Raw genomic sequence first — 21,397 nt, forward strand, 5'->3', positions numbered from 1 at the left:
GTTAGCAATTAATACGACAAAATATGACAAGAAAGCGTAAAGCATTTTGTTATGATACATATGAAATATTGTCTTATGTGGGGGAAATAGTATGTTAAAAAAGGTGAGTCGAATTTTTTTGATTTCTGGCATAGCTTTTAGTTTAAGTGCTTGCACTGAGACTAAAGATAGTAATGAAAGTAAACAAGAAGATGTTCAAGATAAAGTGTATAAAATAGGGGAGACGGTAGACGTAGATGGTTTGCAAGTAACTATCGATTCAGTTAAATTAGGATATCCAAATTATGATGAGGATAAAAAGAAAGAGGAGATTTTGGGGATTATTTTCAAAGTGGAAAATAATAGTGAAAAGGAAATGCCTTTTGCATTTTATGAATTTGAGATTACCGATAAGAAAGGTACAAGATTTAAAGAATATAATAACCCTGATAGCTTTATTAGTAAAAAGTTAGCACCAGAAGAAAAAATTCAAGATATCATGCTATTTGACGTAGCGAAAGAAAATACGTATATCGCTACGTATAGACCAGAGTTTACGCATGAAAATAGAACAATAAAATTTGAATTGAAACCAAATAAATAAAGAAACACATTGGATTATCCAATGTGTTTCTTTATGGTAATAAATTTAAAACGCCCAGTTACCTTTACGGAAGATAGGCTCATGTCTGCCATCAGCAGTAATACCGTCAATATCAAGCTCAGCTGATCCAATCATGAAGTCGTTGTGTGTAATACTAGCGTTTGCGCCGTTTTCAGCAAGTTCTTCTTTAGACATTGTTTTTCCGCCAACTAAGTTAAATGCGTAAGCATTTCCAATCGCAAGGTGGCAAGATGCATTTTCGTCAAATAGTGTATTGTAGAATAAAACATTTGTGTTTGAAATTGGTGAGTCATGAGGTACTAAAGCTACTTCCCCTAAGAAGTGAGAACCTTCATCTGTTTCTACTAAATGTTTTAAAGCTTCTTCACCAGCTTCAGCTTTATAGTCTACGATACGTCCGTTTTCAAATGTTAACGTGAAATTATCGATAATATTACCTGCAAATACTAACGGTTTTGTACTAGAAACTTGGCCGTTTACACCTGTTTTAAGTGGCATTGTAAATACTTCTTCAGTTGGAATATTAGCCATAAATGGTACGTTCTTTTCATTTAAGCTACCAGCACCAGCCCATACATGTTTTTCTGGAAGTTCGATTGTTAAATCTGTTCCAGGACCTGTATAGTGAAGAGCTTTATAATGCTTTTCGTTTAAGTAATCCACTTTTGTATGTAATGTTTCATCATGTTCTTTCCATGCTTCTACAGGATTTTCTAAATCAGCACGAGTAGCTTTGAAAATAGCATCCCATAACTTGGCTTCTTGTTCTTCTGGTGCTACGTCAGGGAATACTTTCGCAACCCATTCTTTCGTAGGAACAGAAATGACACACCAGCTTACTTTATCTGCTTGTACGTAATCACGGTATACTTTCATTGCTTCTCCAGCTACTTTATGAGCTGTTGCGATACGCGATGGTTCTACACCTTTTAATAAATCAGGGTTTTCTGCATAGATAGACATAAATGCAGCGCCTTCTTTTGCTAATTCTTCACGAGCATGTGCTTTCCAAGATGGAAATTCAGCGAAAGCTTCTTCAGGAGCTAGATCGAATTTTAAGCGTGTTAACGTCTCATCATTCCAATCTACATATACGTGTTTTGCACCAGATTTATATGCTTTTTCTGTAACGAGGCGTACAAATTGTACAGCTTCAAGAGGTGCACTAATTGATAAAGTTTGTCCAGGTTGAATATTAACACCAACATTAACTGCAAGAGCAGCATATTTCTCTAACGTTTGTTCAAATGACATATGTATAATCTCCTTTAATTTGAAAGATTTCTTACTATATATAATACAAGAAAATTCTAAAAATATATATAAATATAAAGTAAAAAGAGAGCTCAAAATGTGTTGAGCCCTTATATTTACTTAATTGAAGAAGCAAACTGCTCTACAGTCGTTGTATGGTGTATACGAACGCGCTTCATCTTTAACAATTCATCAGGTTCACCCTTCGTAATGAATTGCCCAGGTTTTGTCGTCGTCGCAAATTGATAATACTTCTTCGTTTCTGCAACAACCTTATCATCTACATGACCGAATGGATAAGCAATCGCGATAACAGGCTTACCTGTTATTTTTTCTAGCTTTTCTTTTGAACCTTTTAACTCTTCCTCATAGTTTGTAATTTTCGGTAAGTCTGCATGTGTTGCAGTATGAGATTGCACCGAGAAAATGCCGGAATCAACCATTTCTTTTATTTCAGAAGTAGACAATGCTCCTTCTACATCAACGTTATCAACAATCATATATTCTGTTGCTGCCGGTTTAAAAGTATCATCTTTTAGCTTTTGTAAAATGCGAAATGCATTCATATTATTTTTCATACCGTCATCAAATGTAACGAAAATCGGTTTATTTACTTTATTTATATCGCCCCAGCGTTCAAACGTTAAAAGCGTATAACCATTGTCCTTTAAATGTTTCATTTGTGCTTCAAAGTTAGCTGGTGATACGAATAAGTCTTTAATGCCTTGACCATGATAATCATCAATTGCGTGATACATAAGAACAGGAACCTTTTGTTCGAAAGTAATAGTAGATTTCGTAAGCGGGATTGTTTTCCCATCTTCTTTCATTCCTGTTGCTTCAATTTGGAACTCACCGCGTTTTCCTTCAAATTCCTTTATATCAAAAGGAAGTGTGAATTGTTTCTCTTTTTCTTTAGAAGAAAAAGATTTAGCACTTTCCTTGCCATCAGCTGTGCGCCAAATTTTATATTGTACTTCATTTAAAGAATCTTTTATGTCTGTAATATGAATACTTGTGTTTGTAGATTCGTGTGTAACTGAATTATATGAGATTTTACCTTGTTCTTGCACAGTCTCTCCTTGTTTCTTAATCCCTTGAGCCGTTTTCTCTTTTTTAGGTTCTGGACTTACATTGTTAGTATTACAGCCTGCTAGAATGGCAGACGTACATAAAGCAATTGCTGCGTATTTTCTCATAAAAATCACCTTCTATTGTGTAGTATGTTGCATATTGATATTAAAATCCCCACCGCTATAAGAGTGGTGGGGATATACCCTTGTTCATCATATCATTTGAAGAAAATGAGGGGAATATGATTTTTAGGAGGCTATTAATGTAATAGTTTAGTGACTTTGAATAGATGTATTTTTTTGTTTCTTATTAGAATTAATAATAATATAACCGACTACAAAGATAAGAGGAATAATGAAGACATAGATAGGCATTCCCCATACATAATAGCTTTTCAGTGTTAAGACTAGTAAATGTAAGAAATCGAAAATTGCGTGAGCTTTCATAATATCCTCCAATGGTTTTTTGAAAATTATAACATTTTAAACTTGTTATTTGTATAATTTGGAAAGTTATTTAAGCTAATTTTAAAGTAAGAAGAATACATATTAATATGCAATTTTGCATAAGGATATGTATTTTATTAAAATATATAGATTTTATACTATAATGAAAACCGCTATAAAACTAAGTAAGAATAATATATGGAGTGGAGAATAGAAATGAAATATAAAAAAATAATATATATCTTTTTCATATCGCTATTTATAGTTGGTTGTCAAAGTGAAGTGAGTAAAGCAAATAGTGTGGAAGAGTATATTCCACCGCATCTTATGAATGCGGAAGTGACGGCGGATATTATGACACTTGAATTTCCTTATGAGATAAAAGAGAAATTAGAGAAAATCGGAAATAAAATGAGCGATAGTATTACAAATAATTTAGATTGGTATTTGAAGTATGCCGAAGAAGAAATTATACCGAAAAAAACGTTTCCTTATCATCAAAACTTAGGTATTACAAAAGAAGAATATGATTTTATGATAGATAAAATGGATAATGCAGAATATATAAATACCAAAGATGGAAAACTCTTTTTTAAAAAGAAAGATCATGAAATTCAAATTCTCTCTGATGAAAATTTGAATCTAATTAAAAATATTCGAATTGATACAGAGAAGAATACAATTAAAACTCCTTTGGGAGAATGCGAATATGAAGGTGAAATTAAGGCGTCTGATGAACAAAAAGCTACTGGTCCATGGAGTGGAAAGATGTGGACTTTAAAAAGCAATGGATTGCTTTATCATTTTTCATTAGGAAAGTTAAAAAACATAAACAAATCTATCATTTACATTTCAATAAAAGGTATATATAAAGATAGGATTATCAATACAGAAGAAGCAGTTGAATTTCACTCGGTTTCATAAATAATCAAAAAAATCACCTTACTCGTTAAAGTAAGGTGATTTTTTATTAAATAAACAATCCAGCGATTGTCGCAGATAAAATAGAAGCAAGTGTTGATGCAAATAGCATTTTCCAACCAAATTTAGAAACAACGCTTCCTTGTTTTTCAGAAAGGGCACGGATTGTACCAACGATTGCACCAATTTGGCTAATACTTGCGAAGCTAATTAAGAATACTGTAACGATTCCAACTGTACGTGGAGCTAATGTTGTAGCTGTGTCTTTTAAATCAAGGATTGCTACAAACTCATTTAAAACAATCTTCGTACCCATAATACCACCAGCTGGGATAATATCTTGAGTTGGAATACCCATTAAGAATGCGAATGGAGAAAGTACGTAACCGAAGATTTGTTGTAAAGTAACAGCATGTCCCATTGCGCCTGAAGCTGCACTAATTACGTAGTTTACAACTTCCATCACACCGATAAAGGCGATCATTAATGCGGCAACGATACCAGCTACTTTTAAACCATCAAGCGCACCGTTAATCATTGCACCGATAAAGCTGTCCCCGAATAGAGTTCTATCAAATTTTTGAATCACTTCATCTTCTTTCTTCGTATCAACTGGTGTTAATAACGAACAAACGATTAAGCTTGAGAATAAATTTAGCGGAAGAGCTGCTAGTACGTATTTTGCATCTAACATCATTACGTATGATGCTGTAACAGAAGCAGAAACGGAGCTCATCGCAGAACAACAAATGATAAACATACGGTTTTTATTGAAATGCTGTAAATCGTTTTTAATAACGATTAATGCTTCACTTGAACCGAAGAATACAGAGTTTACTGCGTGGAATGACTCAACGCGTGGTAAACCAGTAATTTTTGAAATAGCACCGCCGACAACGCGAACGATGAATGGTAAAACACCTAAATAACTAAAGATTGAAAGTAGTGCTGAGAAAAATACGATAATTAATAATACGTTTAAGAAAAAGACAAAATCTCTGTGAATTCCATTAAAGAGAAAATCGACACCTGTCGTACCAAGTTTAATTAGTTTGTTGAAAACTTTACTAATGAAAATAATGATTTGTTGACCAACCTTTGTAGCAAACATAAACCAACCGATTAAAATTTGGAAACCAATCATAATTGCAATTGCACGGAAGTTGATTTTACTTTTGTTGTTTGACAAAGCAAAACATAAACCTAACACGGCAAGAATACCGATAATGCTCATTACATATTGCATGTAGTTGCCCCTTTCAGAAGTTCGTATAAAGTTTGTACATAAAACGCTCGTTATATTACTAAAAATAAAAGAACGAGGTTTTATGTCATACGTAAGATGTCTGACCTTTTAGAAAAATAAAAATAAAAAAAGACCCATATGGATTCACTTTCATCTATGAGAGAAAGCTAATCAATATGAGTCCTTTTTTGCGCATAGGCTAATATTCATTAGTTTTCCCCATAGTCCAGCAATTTAAGGTTGCCGGGTAGAAACTCTCGATCCATATTATCAAGTATATATGAGGTAACATCGTCCGTATTAAATTAGTAGTAGCGTAACATTAACAGAGAAGTATCGTCAATAGCTTTTTTTCTTCCAATAGAAAAAGACCATATAAGTATGATAAAATGTAACGCAGTGTTATGAAAAAGAGAGGTCGGAAAATGAGTACTAAAATGACGCCACCAGTTGAGAAAAACGAGTTTATAGATGTAGTATTTGAAGATTTAACACATGATGGTGCCGGTGTTGCGAAAGTAAAGGGCTATCCTATTTTCGTTAAAAACGGATTACCAGGTGAAGAAGCGCAAATTAAAATTATTAAAGTGAAGAAAAACTTCGCATTTGGTCGTTTAATGAAGCTTCATACAGAAAGTCCATATCGTAAAGATGCTGAATGTCCAGTATATAATCAGTGCGGCGGTTGTCAGCTTCAGCACTTAACTTATGAAGGACAATTACAAGCGAAAGAAAAACAAGTACGTGACGTTATGCAACGTATCGGAGGACTAGGTGATGTTCCTGTTCATCCTGTACTTGGCATGGAAAATCCGTGGGTATATCGCAATAAAGCACAAGTACCAATCGGAGAACGTGAAGGCGGACTTGTAGCTGGTTTCTATCGCCAAGGAACGCATGATATCATTAATATGGAATCATGCTTAATTCAGGCAGAAGAAAACGATACATTAATTCAAGAAGTAAAACGTATTTGTGAAAAGCACGGTATCACTGCGTACAACGAAGAGCGTAACAAAGGAACACTTCGTCACGTAATGGCTCGTTACGGACAAGTAACAGGGGAAATTATGCTTGTCTTCATTACACGTACAGCAGAATTGCCGAACAAAAACGCAATCATTGAAGAAATTGCAGCGAAATTCCCAGAAGTAAAATCCATTGTTCAAAACGTAAATACGAAGCGTACGAATGTAATCTTCGGAGATAAAACGACAGTACTGTACGGATCAGAATATATTTATGACTTTATCGGTGACATTAAATTTGCGATTTCAGCACGTTCATTCTATCAAGTAAACCCAGAACAAACGAAAGTGCTATACGATAAAACGTTAGAATACGCAAAATTAAACGGTAACGAAACAGTAATTGATGCCTATTGCGGAATCGGATCAATCTCGTTATTCCTAGCGCAAAAAGCGAAAAAAGTGTACGGCGTTGAAATCGTCCCAGAAGCAATTGAAGACGCAAACCGAAATGCAGCACTAAACAACATGACAAACGCTGAATTTGGCGTAGGAGAAGCAGAAGTAGTCATTCCAAAATGGTACAAAGAAGGCGTAATTGCTGACACAATGGTCGTAGACCCACCGCGTAAAGGCTGTGACGAAGCATTACTAAATACAATCATCGACATGAAGCCAAAACGCGTCGTATACGTATCATGTAACCCAGCAACATTAGCACGTGATTTAAAAGTACTAGAAGAAGGCGGATATAAAACACAGGAAGTACAACCTGTTGATATGTTCCCGCATACGACTCATGTGGAATGCGTATCATTGCTGACGCTAAAAGAATGATATTGAGGGGGCTATATTAAGCTCCCTTTTAATATCGGATTTCTAAAGTTATAATGAATAGCAATAGTTCCATCAGCAAATACTTCAATCTGATTAATGAGGTTGTGTAGCATTTGACGAAGAACCTCTTTGTTAGATATTTCTAAATTAATGAATTTTTTTAATTCTGCCTGGAAGGCAGCTAAATTATTTTCAGTATCTTCTTCAACGGAAAGTAACTGATTTATTTCACTCGCTTTTTTTTGTAAGGTTTCCTGCTCTTTCATAATAGTATCGTTAGCCATTTTGAACATTTCAGGTGTAATAAGACCTTTCGCAAGAGTGCGTGTGAGTTGAGTGATTTCATTCTGGATGTTGCTTATTTCTTGATTAATATCATTGATTTCTTGTTTTAAATGGTTAGTTTTTATTCCAGAGCCGTTTAAAGCAACCTCAAGTAGGGATGTCATATTAACAGATTGGCTTGCTAATTTATTTAAATCTGATAAAACAGACATCTTTAGTTTGTCATGCTTAATATTATGAGAAACGCATTTTTTAATTCCGTTCTTTTGATAGGTCCCACAAACGTAACCTTTGCGGTCTTTTTTGAAAACCATACCCGCACCACAATCAGCACAGAAGGCTAGTCTGGCAAATAAAGATTTATCTCCTCTTCCACGGAAAAACCTGTTGGCTTTGTTATTTAACTTGGTTTGTACTTCCCGGAAATCTTCACTGCTTATGAGAGCATCGTGAGCATTTTGAACTACTATTTGATGTTCTTCACTTACTTTTACTCTATTCTTATAACCGCGTTCTTGGAGAAATATTTTATCATCTGTTGTTGTTTCTCGTCCTTGTACTAAATCACCGGTATAGTGAGGATTGGTTAGTATTAGTCTTATTGTAGAATCGTGCCATTTTTTTCCGGCATTCTTTGCGCCTAAAACTGTACGAGGAGTAGGAACATTATGAAAGGTTAGGTAGTTAGCAATTTTTTGTACTCCCCATCCATCATGCAGATATAACTTAAATATTTCTTGGACCGTAATAGAACGTATGGGATGCGGAATGAGCCTTCCTTCAATTTTATTATATCCATATGGCGGTGTTCCGTGGTGTTTGCCTTTTCTTGCTGTTTCAGCTGTACTAAATTTAACCCTAGCAGATGTTAAATCGCTTTCCTGCTGTGCAACAGCAGAGTGAATTGTTAATAAAAATTCATTTTTATCATTCAATGAATCGTAATTCTCTGTGATTGACTTTAGCCTAATGTTAAGACTTGTTAATTTTCTTATTAGGTTTAGGGAGTCAACTGTATCGCGTGACCAACGGGAGATTGATTTAACATAAACAACATCAAATTTTTCATTTTCTGCATCTTTCATTAATCTTTGCAGTTCACTCCGCTTTGCTACACTAGTGCCTGAGATACCATTATCGATATATACATCCACCAAATGTTCTCCCAATTGCTTCACATAATTTTTAAAGAATGAAACTTGGTTCTTGATACTTTCCTCTTGGGTAAAGTATTTTGTACTAACCCTGACATAAATTGCTGCTCGTGATACATTCTGTATTGCTGCTACATAACTCATTTAAACATCTTTCCTTTCTTGAGATGCAGCAGTGTTCACCCTATTTGCATCGTAAATATTTTTAACAATTATGTCAATGTTACACTTTAATAGGTGATTGAATATTTCATCGAGGCTTTTTGCATCGTTTGTTTGGAAAGTACGTTTAATAAACATGTTGAACACTCCTGTTGTATATTTTTTAATTCGGATATGTGCACAATCCGTTCTCTTTTTGTTTACAAACATAGATTACAATTTTAAAAATTCTTTTTGGGGGAAAATCCAATTTATTTTTTAGAAATTAAATAAAAATTTGAACAGCAAAACTAAAGCTGAAAAATTATCTATTTTTATTAGAAATTTGTTATTATGAAAGATTAAGTGGGATTTAATTGACAAAAACTGATGAATTACAATGTTAATTTAGGAAATGGGAGGGACCTAACTTATTTCTACGCTTAAAGTAGACAATAATGTAATATAGAATGTAGGAATATTAGCGCTCTAACAATAAAAAGAGTTTTGTATTTGAAATTAAGAATGATAAATATTTAAAACTTTATAGAGAGGAATTTAGTATGGTAAACATTATTAGAGGTGCAGCAGATAAGTATGCTTCGACCAAAAGTTTGGTAGAATTCTTTCAAGGAAGACATGATATAGAAGGAACGCTATATCTAGGGTATCCAATTATCGGGAGTGTAGATGGGGCTATCAATATTGATGCAATGTTAATTTCAAAACAGCATGGTGTGGTCATTATTGACCTAGTTGAATCTGTAGAATATCAAAATAGATTAGATATTCAGGATGAACTATTTAATAAAGCTGAGGCGAAATTACGTGATTACAGCTCCTTAAAGGATAGAAGGAAGTTTATGGTGGAAATAAATGCAATCACTTATGCTTCTGGCTGGAGAACGGATGGAAATACAGATGGGGACTTTATATGGGCAACAAATCATGATGAATTAGAAGGATTTTTATCAGAAAGACAATGGGAAAACCCTGAATATTATCCACATCTGCTTGAAGCTATTCAAGCAGTCACTAAAATAAAGTCTAAACCTAAAAGAGAGATTAAAAATGAAAATTCTAAAGGGGCAATTTTAAAAAGATTAGAGGAATCGATAGCTAATTTGGATAGCAATCAAAGTGCAGCAGTTATAGAAACTGTTGATGGTCCGCAAAGGATTAGAGGTTTAGCTGGTTCTGGTAAAACAATTGTATTGGCTCTTAAGGTGGCGTATCTACATGCAAAAAATCCAGATTGGAAAATTGCAGTAACATTTAATACAAGAGCTTTAAAGAAGCAGTTTGAAGATTTAATAACCAGATTTACATATGAACATAAAAGAGAAGAACCAGATTGGGATAAGATAAATATTATTCAAGCATGGGGAAGTTCGTATAATGAGGGTATTTATTATAATGTTTGTAAAGAACATGGTATACCATATTATACATTTGATGATGCTGCGCAATTTACTTACTCCAGGGATAAGCGTTTTGAGATGGTTTGTCAAAGAGCAATGCTAGAGATTAATGAGTTTAAATCTATGTATGATTTAATTCTTATAGACGAAGCTCAGGACTTTTCAAGTGACTTTTTAAAATTATGTTATGAAATCCTATCTGAGGATAAAAGATTAATATTTGCATACGATGAGCTACAATCGTTGAATAAGAAGACAATGAAGAGCCCTGAAGAGATATTTGGAAAGGATGCCAATGATAATCCTAGAGTAGTATTAAGAAACGAAGATGATAAACCTAAACAGGATATCATATTAAAGACTTGCTATAGAAATTCAAGACCTGTATTGGCAACAGCTCACGCATTAGGATTTGGTATTTATTATCCGGAAGCTGATGGATTAATGATTCAGATGTTTAGTGAAAAGAACTTATGGAAAGATGTGGGTTATCAAATATTAGAAGGAAGTCTAGCAGATGGACATGTGGTGAAACTTGGAAGAACTAGAACGGCGAGTCCAGAATTCTTAGAGCATTCTCCTATAGATGAATTATTAAAATTTAATGTTTTTAACAACGAAGAGGAGCAAGCTGAATGGGTAGCTATTAACATAAAGAAGGATTTGGAAGAGGGGGAGTTAAGGCATCAGGATATAATGGTGATACACACAGACCCTCTAACAACCCAAAGTGCAGCTAGTGTATTGAGGAAGAAGCTTTATATGCTTGGTATTGCTTCTCATATCGCAGGTACAAATGACCCTGATATCTTCAGGGAGAAGGACTCTATTACAATCACAGGTATCTATCGTGCAAAAGGAAATGAAGCTGGGATGGTATATGTTATTAATGGTCAAAATTGTTATTCTGGTCAGGAATTGATTAAGAAAAGAAATATACTGTTTACAGCTCTTACGAGAAGTAAATCCTGGGTCAGAGTCACGGGCATAGGAAGAGATATGGAGAAACTTAAGGCAGAATATGAACGCATAAAAGCCCAAAATTTCGAGCTGAGTTTCACATATCCAACAGAAGAGCAGAGGGAGAAAATGTATCTTATCAATAGAGATATGACACAGGATGAGAAAAGAAAAATTAAAACAACTGTAGAGTCTCTACAAGAAACATTAAAGTTACTTGAAAATGGCGAGATTTATCCAGAAGATATTCCGGAAGCATTACGGAAACAAGTAGCAAGATTTGTTCAAGGGTTGCCAGAGCATGAATAGGGTTGAGATTTATGAGGAAATCAATTATGTTACACAGGAATTAATTTCCTTAGGGATTAGCACTGAAGAGAATTTCCCATCAATGAGGAGAGAAACGTCTGGCGAATATATTGTTGATTGGGGAAAGACGGATAATATATCAATTGCTTTGAGAAATATCCCATATAATATTGTATATGATGAGCTAGAGAAAAATGGGGACTACAGTGTTAAATTGGTAGATGAGTCCTTAGTACAGTTTATGTACCGATTTAGTGATGGTGAATTAATCAAGCATAGATTAGCGTACTATCCTTGTCCCTATATTCATAGGCATCAAGAGAATGGACATTTACTCGGAGATAGAGAACTCTATGAAGAGGTTCTCTATAAAAATATTGTCCCCTTCCCTATAAGATTTGATTACAGTAATAGCGATGAAGTGCATATTGATATACATCATTCTAAATCACACATAACCTTGGGGCATTATAAGAATTGTAGGATTCCAGTAAATACACCTGTTACTCCCGCTCTATTTATAGATTTTATTTTGCGAAATTTCTATTCAAACTTTTATAGGTTTAGTGATTTTAAATTCTATAGTTGTATTAACATCTTAGATGATGCGATTACAGATAATGAAAGAAAGATATTACATTTAAATATTCAGTCTTAATGCGATACAGCAGTCTTATTATTGACTGCTGTATTTATTTTTGCTTCTTAGTAGATAAAAATAAATCTTGGTTAAAATACTTGCTTTTTATCAAAGTTGGTGTATTAAAATAATGGTTTTTTAAAGCCCAACTCTTTAAAGGGGGAGAAATAATGAAATTTACAATTCAAGGTCGTTATGTTGTTGCAAAGGTAGAGGAAAAGGGAAAGGTGAATCTCTATACACTCTTAGACAGTAATCGTTTTGAGAAAATGGTTTTAATTGGGAATAAGGTAGAAGGTATTAATAATTTGGATTTGATTGAAGCAGGTATTGATTTAACTATAAAAGCAGAGCGTATTGAAACTGCTGAAGGGAAAACTGTATTTATTAATACAGCAAATTCGTTTTTAAGAAGTATTCAAAAGGTTGAAGCATAGATGATTCCAGGTGAAAACGGTCTGTTTGATGTGAAAACTGTGAAGGAAAGTAGTTTACCTGTATTTGATTTTACTTTAAGTGAAACTACAGGAATACCTATTATATTTTGGACTTATACAGAATTAAAGAAACATGGATGGAAGCTAAATTATAAGCAGCGCGAAACGATGATAAAGGGGTTCATAAAAACAAGCAATCGTATGAAAGGATATGCTGCATTATATGATTTTTGTGAAGTTATGGAAATGTTTTGTGGATATAAACCAAATTACATTGCAGATAAATAATTGTTTTAGAAAAAAATCTTGATTATACAGAGGATTTTCTATATGCGGAGCATGGGAGCTGGTGATTACAGGTGTTCTTGTAGGTTTGCGGATAGGCTTTGCCTATTAATCCGCTTTAACCTACAAAGGGAACACCTATATCACCTAAAGCTCCCATTAGTTTTTTGTACGCTATATTACTAAAAATATTATCTTAAATAAATTTTGTATTAGAAATGCCCCCTTTAGAAAAGGGTTTTCGCTTTTTACTAAAAAATAAATTGAGCTATTTATTTTTAATATCTTAAGGGGGACAACAACAATGCGTAAGATTCAACAACAAACTATAGAAACCGTTTTACAACAAATGAACAAGGTTCTTATACGAACAAGGGAGCCATTCATTGAACAATATCAACATAAGAGCGGCAATGTGGGGTGGATACAGAGAAAATATAAGTTAACGGATAATATTATCCGTTCGCATATAAAAGGGGAACGGACGGTGGGAACATTTTATTTTGGAAATGCCACTATCTTTCTGTTCTTTGATATTGATGCAGAAGGAGATATACAAGGACAAAAATCCCGTGTTAAGGCAATAATTTATGAGTTGAAAAAGTACGGAATAAACGAGGAGGATATACATGTTATGTTTAGCGGTTGTAAGGGATACCATGTACAACTGTTTTTTGATAACCCTGTACCAATAAAGAGGGTAGCCAATTTGGGTAAAAAGATACTCCACAGTTTAGGTAAACTAGCTGAGGGGATTGAGCTACGACCAGAAAATATAAATGGGCGTGGGATTAAGTTGCCATTAGCCTATCATAAGAAAACAAAAGAATTTGCTAGTTATGTTGAAAAAGAGAGGCTAGAGCCAGTTCCAGATAGCATTAATTATTTTCTGCAAATTAGTCCTTTTAATCATGGAATTATAGAGAATGCTTGTGATATAGCTTTAAGTAATAAAAAAAGGCAAAATCAAGCTGTTTCTAAAGAACCTAAAGCTGCTTTAATAGAAGGGAAAAATAAATCGGTCAAAACTCTCACAGAAATGAAGCTTTCGTTTCATGACTCGCATAGCTTAGAGGAACGAGCTAAACAGTTGCTAGAAAAAGGGTTAAGAAGAAAGGGGCTACGTCATGATGCTCAATTTATCTTAGCGTTATATTACAAAGGACAATACATATCCTGCAGGAAGGCAATCGAAGAAATCTCTAACTGGATTACAAAGCAGTGGGAGAGTAAGAAAACAAATGAATCCAACTTAGAATTTTTAAAGCAAGAAGTGGAAAGAAATGTTGAACATGTTTACAAAAATAAAGATTATAAAGGTTTATTTTATAAACGTGGAAGGGAATTAATAATAAGTCAACAGGACATAATTTTTGTAGCAAAACAGGAAAAGAAAAGCAATCGTAAGGTGTTATTAGCATTGCTGATAATAGGTAGGATATATCATGTAGAGGGGGAATTCTCGGCTGACATGGTATCTATCGGAAGGCTTGCAGGACTCTCTCGTCAGACAGTGAGCGTCATTCTAAAGGAGCTTATGATTAAGGGGATTATTGAACAGGTTTCCGATTATATGTATAGCGAAGGGTTAGCAAGGGTGTACGATATGCCATATTTAAGGAAAAGAAACAAAAGGAACAATGGGATAATAAAACTTGAGGGGATAACTTTGTCAGAGGCTTTCCAAACAGTGCTTGAGTTAGTTGAGAGAAATGTTAAAGTTTTTTAACACCATAATGCTTTTTTTCTTCCTTAGTGCCTTTTAAATGTCTTTTTTGAACTAAGATTTAAGGTATATATAATCTTAGTTACTGAACTAAGTTATTTTGCTTAGTTCTTTTTATTGGGATTTGATTCTGCTAGGTAACAATCTAAGTATTTTAAAAATATTTTATCTTAATGGAAAATGTTTTTAAAAAAGAAAAAGCACCTATTGAGGTAGCTTTGGAGGGCAAATCAAACATAAAGGTAAATCAAACATAAAGGTAAATCAAGCATAAAGGTAAATCAAACATAAAGGTAAATCAAACATAAAGGTAAATCAAACATAAAGGTAAATCAAACATAAAGATAAATCAAACATAAAGGTAAATCAAACATAAAGGTAAATCAAACATAAAGGTAAATCAAACATAAAGATAAATCAAACATAAAGGTAAATCAAACATAAAGGTAAATCAAACATAAAGGTAAATCAAACATAAAGGTAAATCAAACATAAAGGTTTATCATTAAATAGTATGCCCTAGAATGAGCAAATGTGCATATAATCTGTGAATTTAATTATAACATGCAAAAAAAAACCCTTCAATTATCTCCTGAATTTTTTTTTCAATTAATATATAATAATGCTTAAAGAAAAAATTATGGGCGGGGGAGAAAAAATTGATTTTACCGACAAAGCTTTCAGATTTTGCCTACATTCCTGGATGGCATGATAAATTAAAGCGACTAGAAGGACTTATTATAAAGGAAAATTGGAAATTTACTAATCCAGACCCTTCGCGTAAAAATAATCAAAACCCAATTCTTGAAAATTATGTTACACATAATTATGAAAGGTTAGCTCAAGAAAGGGAATATCTTGAGGGAACGGATAAGAATAGAAAAATATGCATTAAGGAAAACGAAGCTTGTTTTAACACGGGGTTAGTGAATGATGATTATGAATACATATATATGTACTTTGAAAAGAATCCCAACTCTGGTGCACAACCCTGGAAGTTTAAGGATTTCTTTAAGGAATCTAGCTCCTACTATTTGAAAAAATTTGGTGCATTACCAAAGAAAGCTGAATTCTTTACGGAGTTAAATGAACTAATTTTTGATACAAGTAAGGAGATAATCCCAAATTTTGAACATATAATGCAACGAAAGGATAGACTACCTGAGAAGGTAAGGGATTTATCGAATTTTGAGAATATATTTAATGGTGCACTTAAAAGGGCTGAGAGAAAGATTGAGATTAATTATAAATCTGCAGTTCCAAAATTCTACCAAGGTAATATTCAATTTTTAATACCACTCTGTTTAGAGGATAAAAATAAAGTAGACACAGCATTGGTAGTAGAAGAAAAGGGGCTAAGTTATTTTGGTTTTACTTGTTTAACCTTAGAAATGGCTTATAGCGATGCAAGAACCATCACAAAGCCAGAAAGTGATTGGTTGTTGCCATAGTGAGTTTGGTGAACACTGCTACATTTTTATTATTGTGTTTCGTCAATAATATACATTATGCACATGTGGAGTGTGTGGCTTGGCTTAAGTTAGTATAATAGGAAAGCAGTTGATATAGAAAAAATCTATACCACCTGCTTTTTGGTTTACAAAAATACCATTCATAAGCGATTTTAGTTAAAATAAATATTGCTGATTTTCACAAATTATAAATTTAGATTTTGAAATTGTATTCATAGTGAGAGGATTTGAATTTGAAATGATAGATAATTTTTGGCGTGAATTACCACGACCATTTTTCGTACTTGCACCAATGGAAGATGTGACAGACGTTGTTTTCCGTCACGTAGTAAGTGAAGCTGGTCGTCCAGACGTATTCTTCACAGAGTTTACAAACTCGGATAGCTATTGTCATCCAGAAGGTATGAAAAGTGTACGTGGCCGTTTAATTTTTACAGAAGACGAACAGCCGATGGTAGCACATATTTGGGGAGACAATCCCGAATACTTCCGTCAAATGAGTATCGGTATGGCAGAACTAGGATTTAAAGGCATCGATATTAATATGGGTTGCCCAGTACCGAATGTAGCATCAAGAGGGAAAGGTAGTGGCCTTATTCTACGTCCAGACGTTGCAGCAGAACTTATTCAAGCAGCAAAAGCGGGCGGACTACCTGTCAGCGTAAAAACAAGACTTGGCTTTAAAGAGTTAAGCGAGTGGGAAGATTGGTTAACGCACATTTTCAAACAAGATATTGCAAACCTTTCTATTCATTTACGCACAAGAGAAGAAATGAGCCAAGTAGATGCGCATTGGGAACTAATTCCGGAAATTAAAAAATTACGTGACCGCATTGCACCAAATACGTTAATAACAATCAATGGAGACATCCTTGATCGTAAAATGGGGCTGGAACTTGCTGAAAAATACGGCATTGATGGCGTAATGATCGGACGAGGCATCTTCAAAAATCCATTTGCTTTTGAAAAAGAGCCAAGAGAGCATAGCAGTAAAGAACATCTAGATCTTTTAAGACTACAACTTGATCTTCAAGATCAATATGCAGAAGTACTGCCACGCTCAATCACAGGGCTTCACCGCTTCTTCAAAATTTATGTAAAAGGCTTCCCTGGAGCTGCTGAATTGAGAAATCAATTGATGAGTACGAAATCGACTGATGAGGTGCGTGCATTGCTTGATAAGTTTGAAGAGAGTGTTGATGTGGTTGGAGATAGTGAGACGGTTTAGCTTTTGAAAGATATACAAACCGTGCACATGAATTGTACGGTTTGATTTTAGGATGAGGCAATTTTCCTTTGTGAAAGTTGCCTTTTTTATATTTGTAATTTAAATGGGGACGATATACCAATTTAATATGAGTTACCAAGAATTAATCCGGTTAAGGTTAGATTTTTTATTAGATGTATATGATTCTTTTTGTTATCATATAATGAGTAATGTGTCGTAAAAAAATTACGGGAGTGAAGAGGATGCTGAAAAAATTTACTGTTTCTAATTATAGAGCGTTTGATGAGCCGATTACAATAGATTTTTCAAATGTTAGAGATTATAAATTTAATGAGGAATGTATTAAGGGTGGACTTATAAATAAAGCTATAATGTATGGAAGGAATGCTGTTGGAAAAACGAATTTAGGTCAAGCTTTAATTGATATTAGATATACCATTCTTCCAAATGAAAGAGCACAAAATAATGATATTAGTTTCTTAAATGCAAATAGTACAAGGAAGTTTGCTCGATTTGAATATACATTTGTTATTGAAAATAAGGAAATAGAGTATATTTATGAAAAAAGATCAAGTACAGAGCTTAAATGCGAAAGTTTAAGAATAAATAATGAAATTTTATATGCTTTTAATTTTGAATCTCAAGATGGAGAACTAAATAATTTAACAAATTATGATGAACTTAAGCATTTGAATTTTGAGGAATGGGATAATGAAATAACAATTTTGAGATATATTTTGACAAATGCTAAATTAAATAAATTAATTATTTTAAAGGAATTAAGTAATTTTATAGAAGGAATGGCAATTTTAAGACCCTTAGATAATGTTGTCCAGTTCAGAGGCCCTAGGGTCGTAGTCGATAAGGGAGTAATCAATAATATTATAGAAGCTGGTTTAGTTGAGGATTTTGAAGGATTCTTAAATGATTGTGGATTGAAAATTAAATTAAAAGTTGATATAACTCCAGAAGGTGAGAAGAAGTTATACTTTGATTATAATCGTCCTATTGATTTTATAAGTAATGCTTCAAGTGGAACAAAAGCATTAACCGGTATATATTTAATAATAAAAAATTTAAATAAAATAAAGTTTCTCTTTATAGATGAATTTGATGCTAATTTTCATTTCGAATTAGCAGAAAAAATACTACAAAAAATTAAGACACAAAGCGATTGTCAAATACTTGTAACTACTCATAATACAGATTTAATGAATAATAAGTTTATGCGTCCAGATTGTTATTTACTCATGATGCCGAATACGATAAAGGCAATTGCAGATGCGACATTAAGAGAATTAAGGCAAGGACATAATTTAGAGAAATTATATCAAAGCGGCGAGTTTAATTAAGAAGGAGAGAAAGCTATTGTGGAGAAATCTAAAATTTTGTTATTAGTAGAAGGTGAAAAAGTAGAAAAAGACTTATTTCAACATTTTTATAGTTTGTACGGAATAGATAATATAGAAATTATAGCATATAAGACAAATATTTATGCCTTTTACAATAGATTGAAAAAAGATTATCCTGATAGTGATGGGAATATTGAATTTGAATTTATTGATATCCCACTATTTTTAAATGAATATTTTGATTTAGATGAAGAAAACCTATTAAATGAAGCAGATTTTAGCGATATAATTTTAATATTTGATTTTGATCCACATGACCCACAATTTGACGCTCTGAAATTAAAAGTGTTATTGGATAATTTTTCTGATTCTACTGAAAGGGGAAAGCTTTTCTTAAATTATCCAATGATAGAATCCTTTAAACATATTCATTCTCTAGCAGATCCATTATTTAATGACTCTACAGTGCATATAGATGTTTTAAAGAGAAGAGTAGGAGGAACTAGTGGATATAAACGATTGGTCGATTCTAGCTCCTGTATTGGCCAGATACATACTATAGATTCCAACCAAGCTAATATTTTATTGAAAATGCACAATGCTAAATTAGAATATTTATTAGAAGGATTAGACTATGAGGAAGAAGAAAAGTACAAAATATTATGTGATAAGCAATGTGATAAATTAAAAGATGAAGATGGAATGTATGTAATTAATACAAGTTTATTACATATGTTAGAGGAATATGGATTAATTAAATAACTAGCTAGCTTATAAAAATATTATTGAATCTTTTTGTCGTTTAGTATTAAGCAATTAAAGTTTTTAATGGTAACATTTGATATGGTTATTTCAAAAATTATTTACTAAAAAATAGAGATGTAAAATGTTGAGTTAATAGCATTTTATATCTCTATTTTGCATTGGGTGTCTCTTCTTATTAACAATTAACTTCTTCATAAAAAAGTAATGTATATTTCTAGGGTGGATTAGTATAATCTACACAGGTATTAATTCAGGTAAGACTACAAAATACACCTCTAAAATGTTAAAGTAATAATTTAGCGGATATTAACTAAAAAATTATATTAAACATGATAGTTGAAAGCACATTAAAGGATAAACTTTAACTGCTGAATAAATAATCAACATTTCAGGAGGAAACCCAATGGCAATGAGCAACAACGATATATTAAAAAGAGTACGATACGCTTTAGATATAAAAGATATAGATATGGTAGAAATCTTTAAACTTGGCGGGATGGAAGTAACGAAAGAAGACGTAGTTGATATGCTTACAAAAATAAAGAGAGCTCCTCAGCATGAAGCTGAAAATGATGAGGTAGTTGAAGATGAGTACGTAAAAACATGCGATATGATGATGTTAGAGGCATTTTTAAATGGATTTATTACTTTAAAAAGAGGAAAGCAAGATCCGAAACCAGGGCAGCCTGCACCTGTACAGAGCAAGGAGAGTGCCAATAACCTTCTTCTAAAGAAAATGAAAATCGCACTATCTTTAACGAGTGAGGATGTACTTGATATATTAGATAGCGTAGGCGTTACAGTAACAAAAGGAGAGTTAGGCGCTCTATTAAGAAAGAAAGGCCATAAAAATTACAAAGAGTGCGGCGATAGATACGCAAGGAATTTCATTAAGGGATTAGGTGTAAAGTATAGAGGGTAATAAGCTTGCTAAAGCAGTAAATGATATAATAGATAGAGTAGGACGTTCGTATCCTACTCTTTTTTATTTGTAAAAATACTATGCTAGGTGATGAAATGGTACATACATATTTAGGTGAGACAATTAATTTTCATATAACTTATAAGAAAAAAAAGTCCGTGCGTCTTTTTGTGGATTCGTATGGAAATGTGGAAGTGCAGGCTCCGAAAGGGGCACCTGTTGAATACTTAGTCCAGTTGCTAGAGGAAAAGTGGGATTGGATTCAGACAACACGTAAGGAAATGGCGGAGCGAGCGCGTGGACCACAGGAAAAGGATTACGATCAAGGAGAAGGCTTTTTGTATTTAGGGAATACGTATCCGATACAGATTTCCCAAGATGCAAGCATTGAGCAAGACAATGCGATTTTTGAAGGGGATAAGTTACATATTTATGTGAAAGAGCTTAAGGATGAGAAAATACAACAAGCTTTAAAACGATTTTACTATAAGCAGTGTAAATCTTTAGTAGAGAAGAGTATTAAAGCGCATCAAAGTAATTTCAAAACAAAACCACGTTCTATTCGTATTACAGATAGTAGTCGTACTTGGGGTACTTGCGATTCGAATTTACAACTAACATTCAATTGGAAGCTAGCAATGGCACCACAGCGAGTAATTGACTATGTAGTTGTTCATGAAATGTGTCATATGGTTCATTTAAATCATGATCGATCTTTCTGGCGTCTTGTCGGGAAGATAATGCCTGATTATAAAGAAATGGAGAATTGGTTAGCGTTATCTAGTTGGAAGATGACGGTTTAGGAAGGGATATCGATTTTTGTCTGTAAATCGATATTTCTTGTCGAATCGTTGATATATTGTGAGTTTTGATAGATATATTTTAAAAATCGTTGATATATTGTAAGTTATGATAGATATATTCGAAAAATCGTTGATATAATTTCATTT

The 21,397-nt window shown here is 33.3% G+C and carries 19 protein-coding genes and 1 riboswitch; of the genes, 14 read left to right on the forward strand and 5 right to left on the reverse strand.

Translation table 11 applies throughout. The features are described 5' to 3' along the window. Positions 1-91 precede the first annotated feature (91 nt). The gene (locus tag BHV55_RS01900) at positions 92-583 is read left to right on the forward strand and encodes a DUF4352 domain-containing protein (protein WP_000915112.1); all 492 of its coding nucleotides are present in this window, start codon (positions 92-94) and stop codon (positions 581-583) included. A gap of 45 nt (positions 584-628) precedes the next feature. Here BHV55_RS01900 and BHV55_RS01905 read toward each other — a convergent pair whose 3' ends face one another. From BHV55_RS01905 to BHV55_RS01915, 3 genes are all read right to left on the reverse strand, one after another. Next, positions 629-1,858: an aminopeptidase gene (locus BHV55_RS01905; protein WP_070758001.1), complete on the reverse strand. Its 1,230-nt coding sequence runs from the start codon at positions 1,856-1,858 to the stop codon at positions 629-631. Positions 1,859-1,974: 116 nt separating this feature from the next. Then, positions 1,975-3,057 (reverse strand): polysaccharide deacetylase family protein, encoded by a 1,083-nt coding sequence (locus tag BHV55_RS01910; RefSeq protein WP_001233715.1) that lies wholly within the window; start codon positions 3,055-3,057, stop codon positions 1,975-1,977. A 147-nt stretch (positions 3,058-3,204) separates the two neighbouring features. Continuing rightward, positions 3,205-3,378 (reverse strand): hypothetical protein, encoded by a 174-nt coding sequence (locus BHV55_RS01915; RefSeq protein WP_000643592.1) that lies wholly within the window; start codon positions 3,376-3,378, stop codon positions 3,205-3,207. Between the two features lie 216 nt (positions 3,379-3,594). Between BHV55_RS01915 and BHV55_RS01920 the strand changes: the two genes are divergently transcribed. Further along, complete coding sequence (locus BHV55_RS01920; RefSeq protein ID WP_070758003.1) at positions 3,595-4,302, forward strand: hypothetical protein; 708 nt, start codon at positions 3,595-3,597, stop codon at positions 4,300-4,302. 46 nt (positions 4,303-4,348) lie between these two features. On the opposite strand, the gene BHV55_RS01925 is transcribed toward BHV55_RS01920, so the two are convergent. Continuing rightward, positions 4,349-5,545, reverse strand: a complete 1,197-nt coding sequence (locus BHV55_RS01925; RefSeq protein WP_001200494.1) for a NupC/NupG family nucleoside CNT transporter — start codon at positions 5,543-5,545, stop codon at positions 4,349-4,351. A 202-nt stretch (positions 5,546-5,747) separates the two neighbouring features. Further along, positions 5,748-5,849, reverse strand: a riboswitch (purine riboswitch). Between the two features lie 100 nt (positions 5,850-5,949). On the opposite strand from BHV55_RS01925, the gene rlmD reads away from it, so the two are divergent. Further along, complete coding sequence (gene rlmD, locus BHV55_RS01930) at positions 5,950-7,350, forward strand: 23S rRNA (uracil(1939)-C(5))-methyltransferase RlmD (protein ID WP_139147428.1); 1,401 nt, start codon at positions 5,950-5,952, stop codon at positions 7,348-7,350. A gap of 11 nt (positions 7,351-7,361) precedes the next feature. On the opposite strand, the gene BHV55_RS01935 is transcribed toward rlmD, so the two are convergent. Further along, positions 7,362-8,933 carry a recombinase family protein gene (locus BHV55_RS01935; RefSeq protein ID WP_070758007.1) on the reverse strand — a complete coding sequence of 524 codons (1,572 nt, stop codon included), beginning with the start codon at positions 8,931-8,933 and terminating at the stop codon, positions 7,362-7,364. A gap of 560 nt (positions 8,934-9,493) precedes the next feature. Between BHV55_RS01935 and BHV55_RS01940 the strand changes: the two genes are divergently transcribed. The 11 genes from BHV55_RS01940 to BHV55_RS01990 all read left to right on the forward strand — a co-directional run bounded on the left by BHV55_RS01940 (position 9,494) and on the right by BHV55_RS01990 (position 21,250). Beyond that, positions 9,494-11,620 (forward strand): DEAD/DEAH box helicase, encoded by a 2,127-nt coding sequence (locus tag BHV55_RS01940; RefSeq protein WP_070758009.1) that lies wholly within the window; start codon positions 9,494-9,496, stop codon positions 11,618-11,620. Then, the gene (locus BHV55_RS01945; RefSeq protein WP_070758012.1) at positions 11,613-12,278 is read left to right on the forward strand and encodes a DUF2290 domain-containing protein; all 666 of its coding nucleotides are present in this window, start codon (positions 11,613-11,615) and stop codon (positions 12,276-12,278) included. Before BHV55_RS01940 ends, BHV55_RS01945 begins: the two co-directional genes overlap by 8 nt. A gap of 152 nt (positions 12,279-12,430) precedes the next feature. After that, the gene (locus tag BHV55_RS01950) at positions 12,431-12,697 is read left to right on the forward strand and encodes a hypothetical protein (protein WP_070758014.1); all 267 of its coding nucleotides are present in this window, start codon (positions 12,431-12,433) and stop codon (positions 12,695-12,697) included. Continuing rightward, positions 12,698-12,985: a hypothetical protein gene (locus BHV55_RS01955; protein ID WP_070758016.1), complete on the forward strand. Its 288-nt coding sequence runs from the start codon at positions 12,698-12,700 to the stop codon at positions 12,983-12,985. 301 nt (positions 12,986-13,286) lie between these two features. After that, entirely contained in the window at positions 13,287-14,711 is a 1,425-nt protein-coding gene (locus BHV55_RS01960; RefSeq protein WP_070758019.1) for a TOTE conflict system archaeo-eukaryotic primase domain-containing protein, read from the forward strand. Between the two features lie 656 nt (positions 14,712-15,367). After that, positions 15,368-16,159 carry a DUF3825 domain-containing protein gene (locus tag BHV55_RS01965; RefSeq protein WP_070758021.1) on the forward strand — a complete coding sequence of 264 codons (792 nt, stop codon included), beginning with the start codon at positions 15,368-15,370 and terminating at the stop codon, positions 16,157-16,159. 259 nt (positions 16,160-16,418) lie between these two features. Then, on the forward strand, positions 16,419-17,408 hold the full coding sequence (locus tag BHV55_RS01970) for a tRNA dihydrouridine synthase (protein WP_070758023.1): 990 nt from the start codon (positions 16,419-16,421) through the stop codon (positions 17,406-17,408). 242 nt (positions 17,409-17,650) lie between these two features. Further along, positions 17,651-18,760 carry an AAA family ATPase gene (locus BHV55_RS01975; protein WP_070758025.1) on the forward strand — a complete coding sequence of 370 codons (1,110 nt, stop codon included), beginning with the start codon at positions 17,651-17,653 and terminating at the stop codon, positions 18,758-18,760. A gap of 18 nt (positions 18,761-18,778) precedes the next feature. Next, positions 18,779-19,522 carry a hypothetical protein gene (locus BHV55_RS01980; RefSeq protein ID WP_070758027.1) on the forward strand — a complete coding sequence of 248 codons (744 nt, stop codon included), beginning with the start codon at positions 18,779-18,781 and terminating at the stop codon, positions 19,520-19,522. 406 nt (positions 19,523-19,928) lie between these two features. Beyond that, positions 19,929-20,447: a YehS family protein gene (locus BHV55_RS01985; RefSeq protein WP_001251705.1), complete on the forward strand. Its 519-nt coding sequence runs from the start codon at positions 19,929-19,931 to the stop codon at positions 20,445-20,447. Positions 20,448-20,542: 95 nt separating this feature from the next. Continuing rightward, positions 20,543-21,250: a M48 family metallopeptidase gene (locus tag BHV55_RS01990; protein ID WP_070758029.1), complete on the forward strand. Its 708-nt coding sequence runs from the start codon at positions 20,543-20,545 to the stop codon at positions 21,248-21,250. Positions 21,251-21,397 lie beyond the last annotated feature (147 nt).

Source organism: Bacillus sp. RZ2MS9 (genome assembly GCF_001816185.2).
Classification (GTDB): domain Bacteria; phylum Bacillota; class Bacilli; order Bacillales; family Bacillaceae_G; genus Bacillus_A; species Bacillus_A cereus.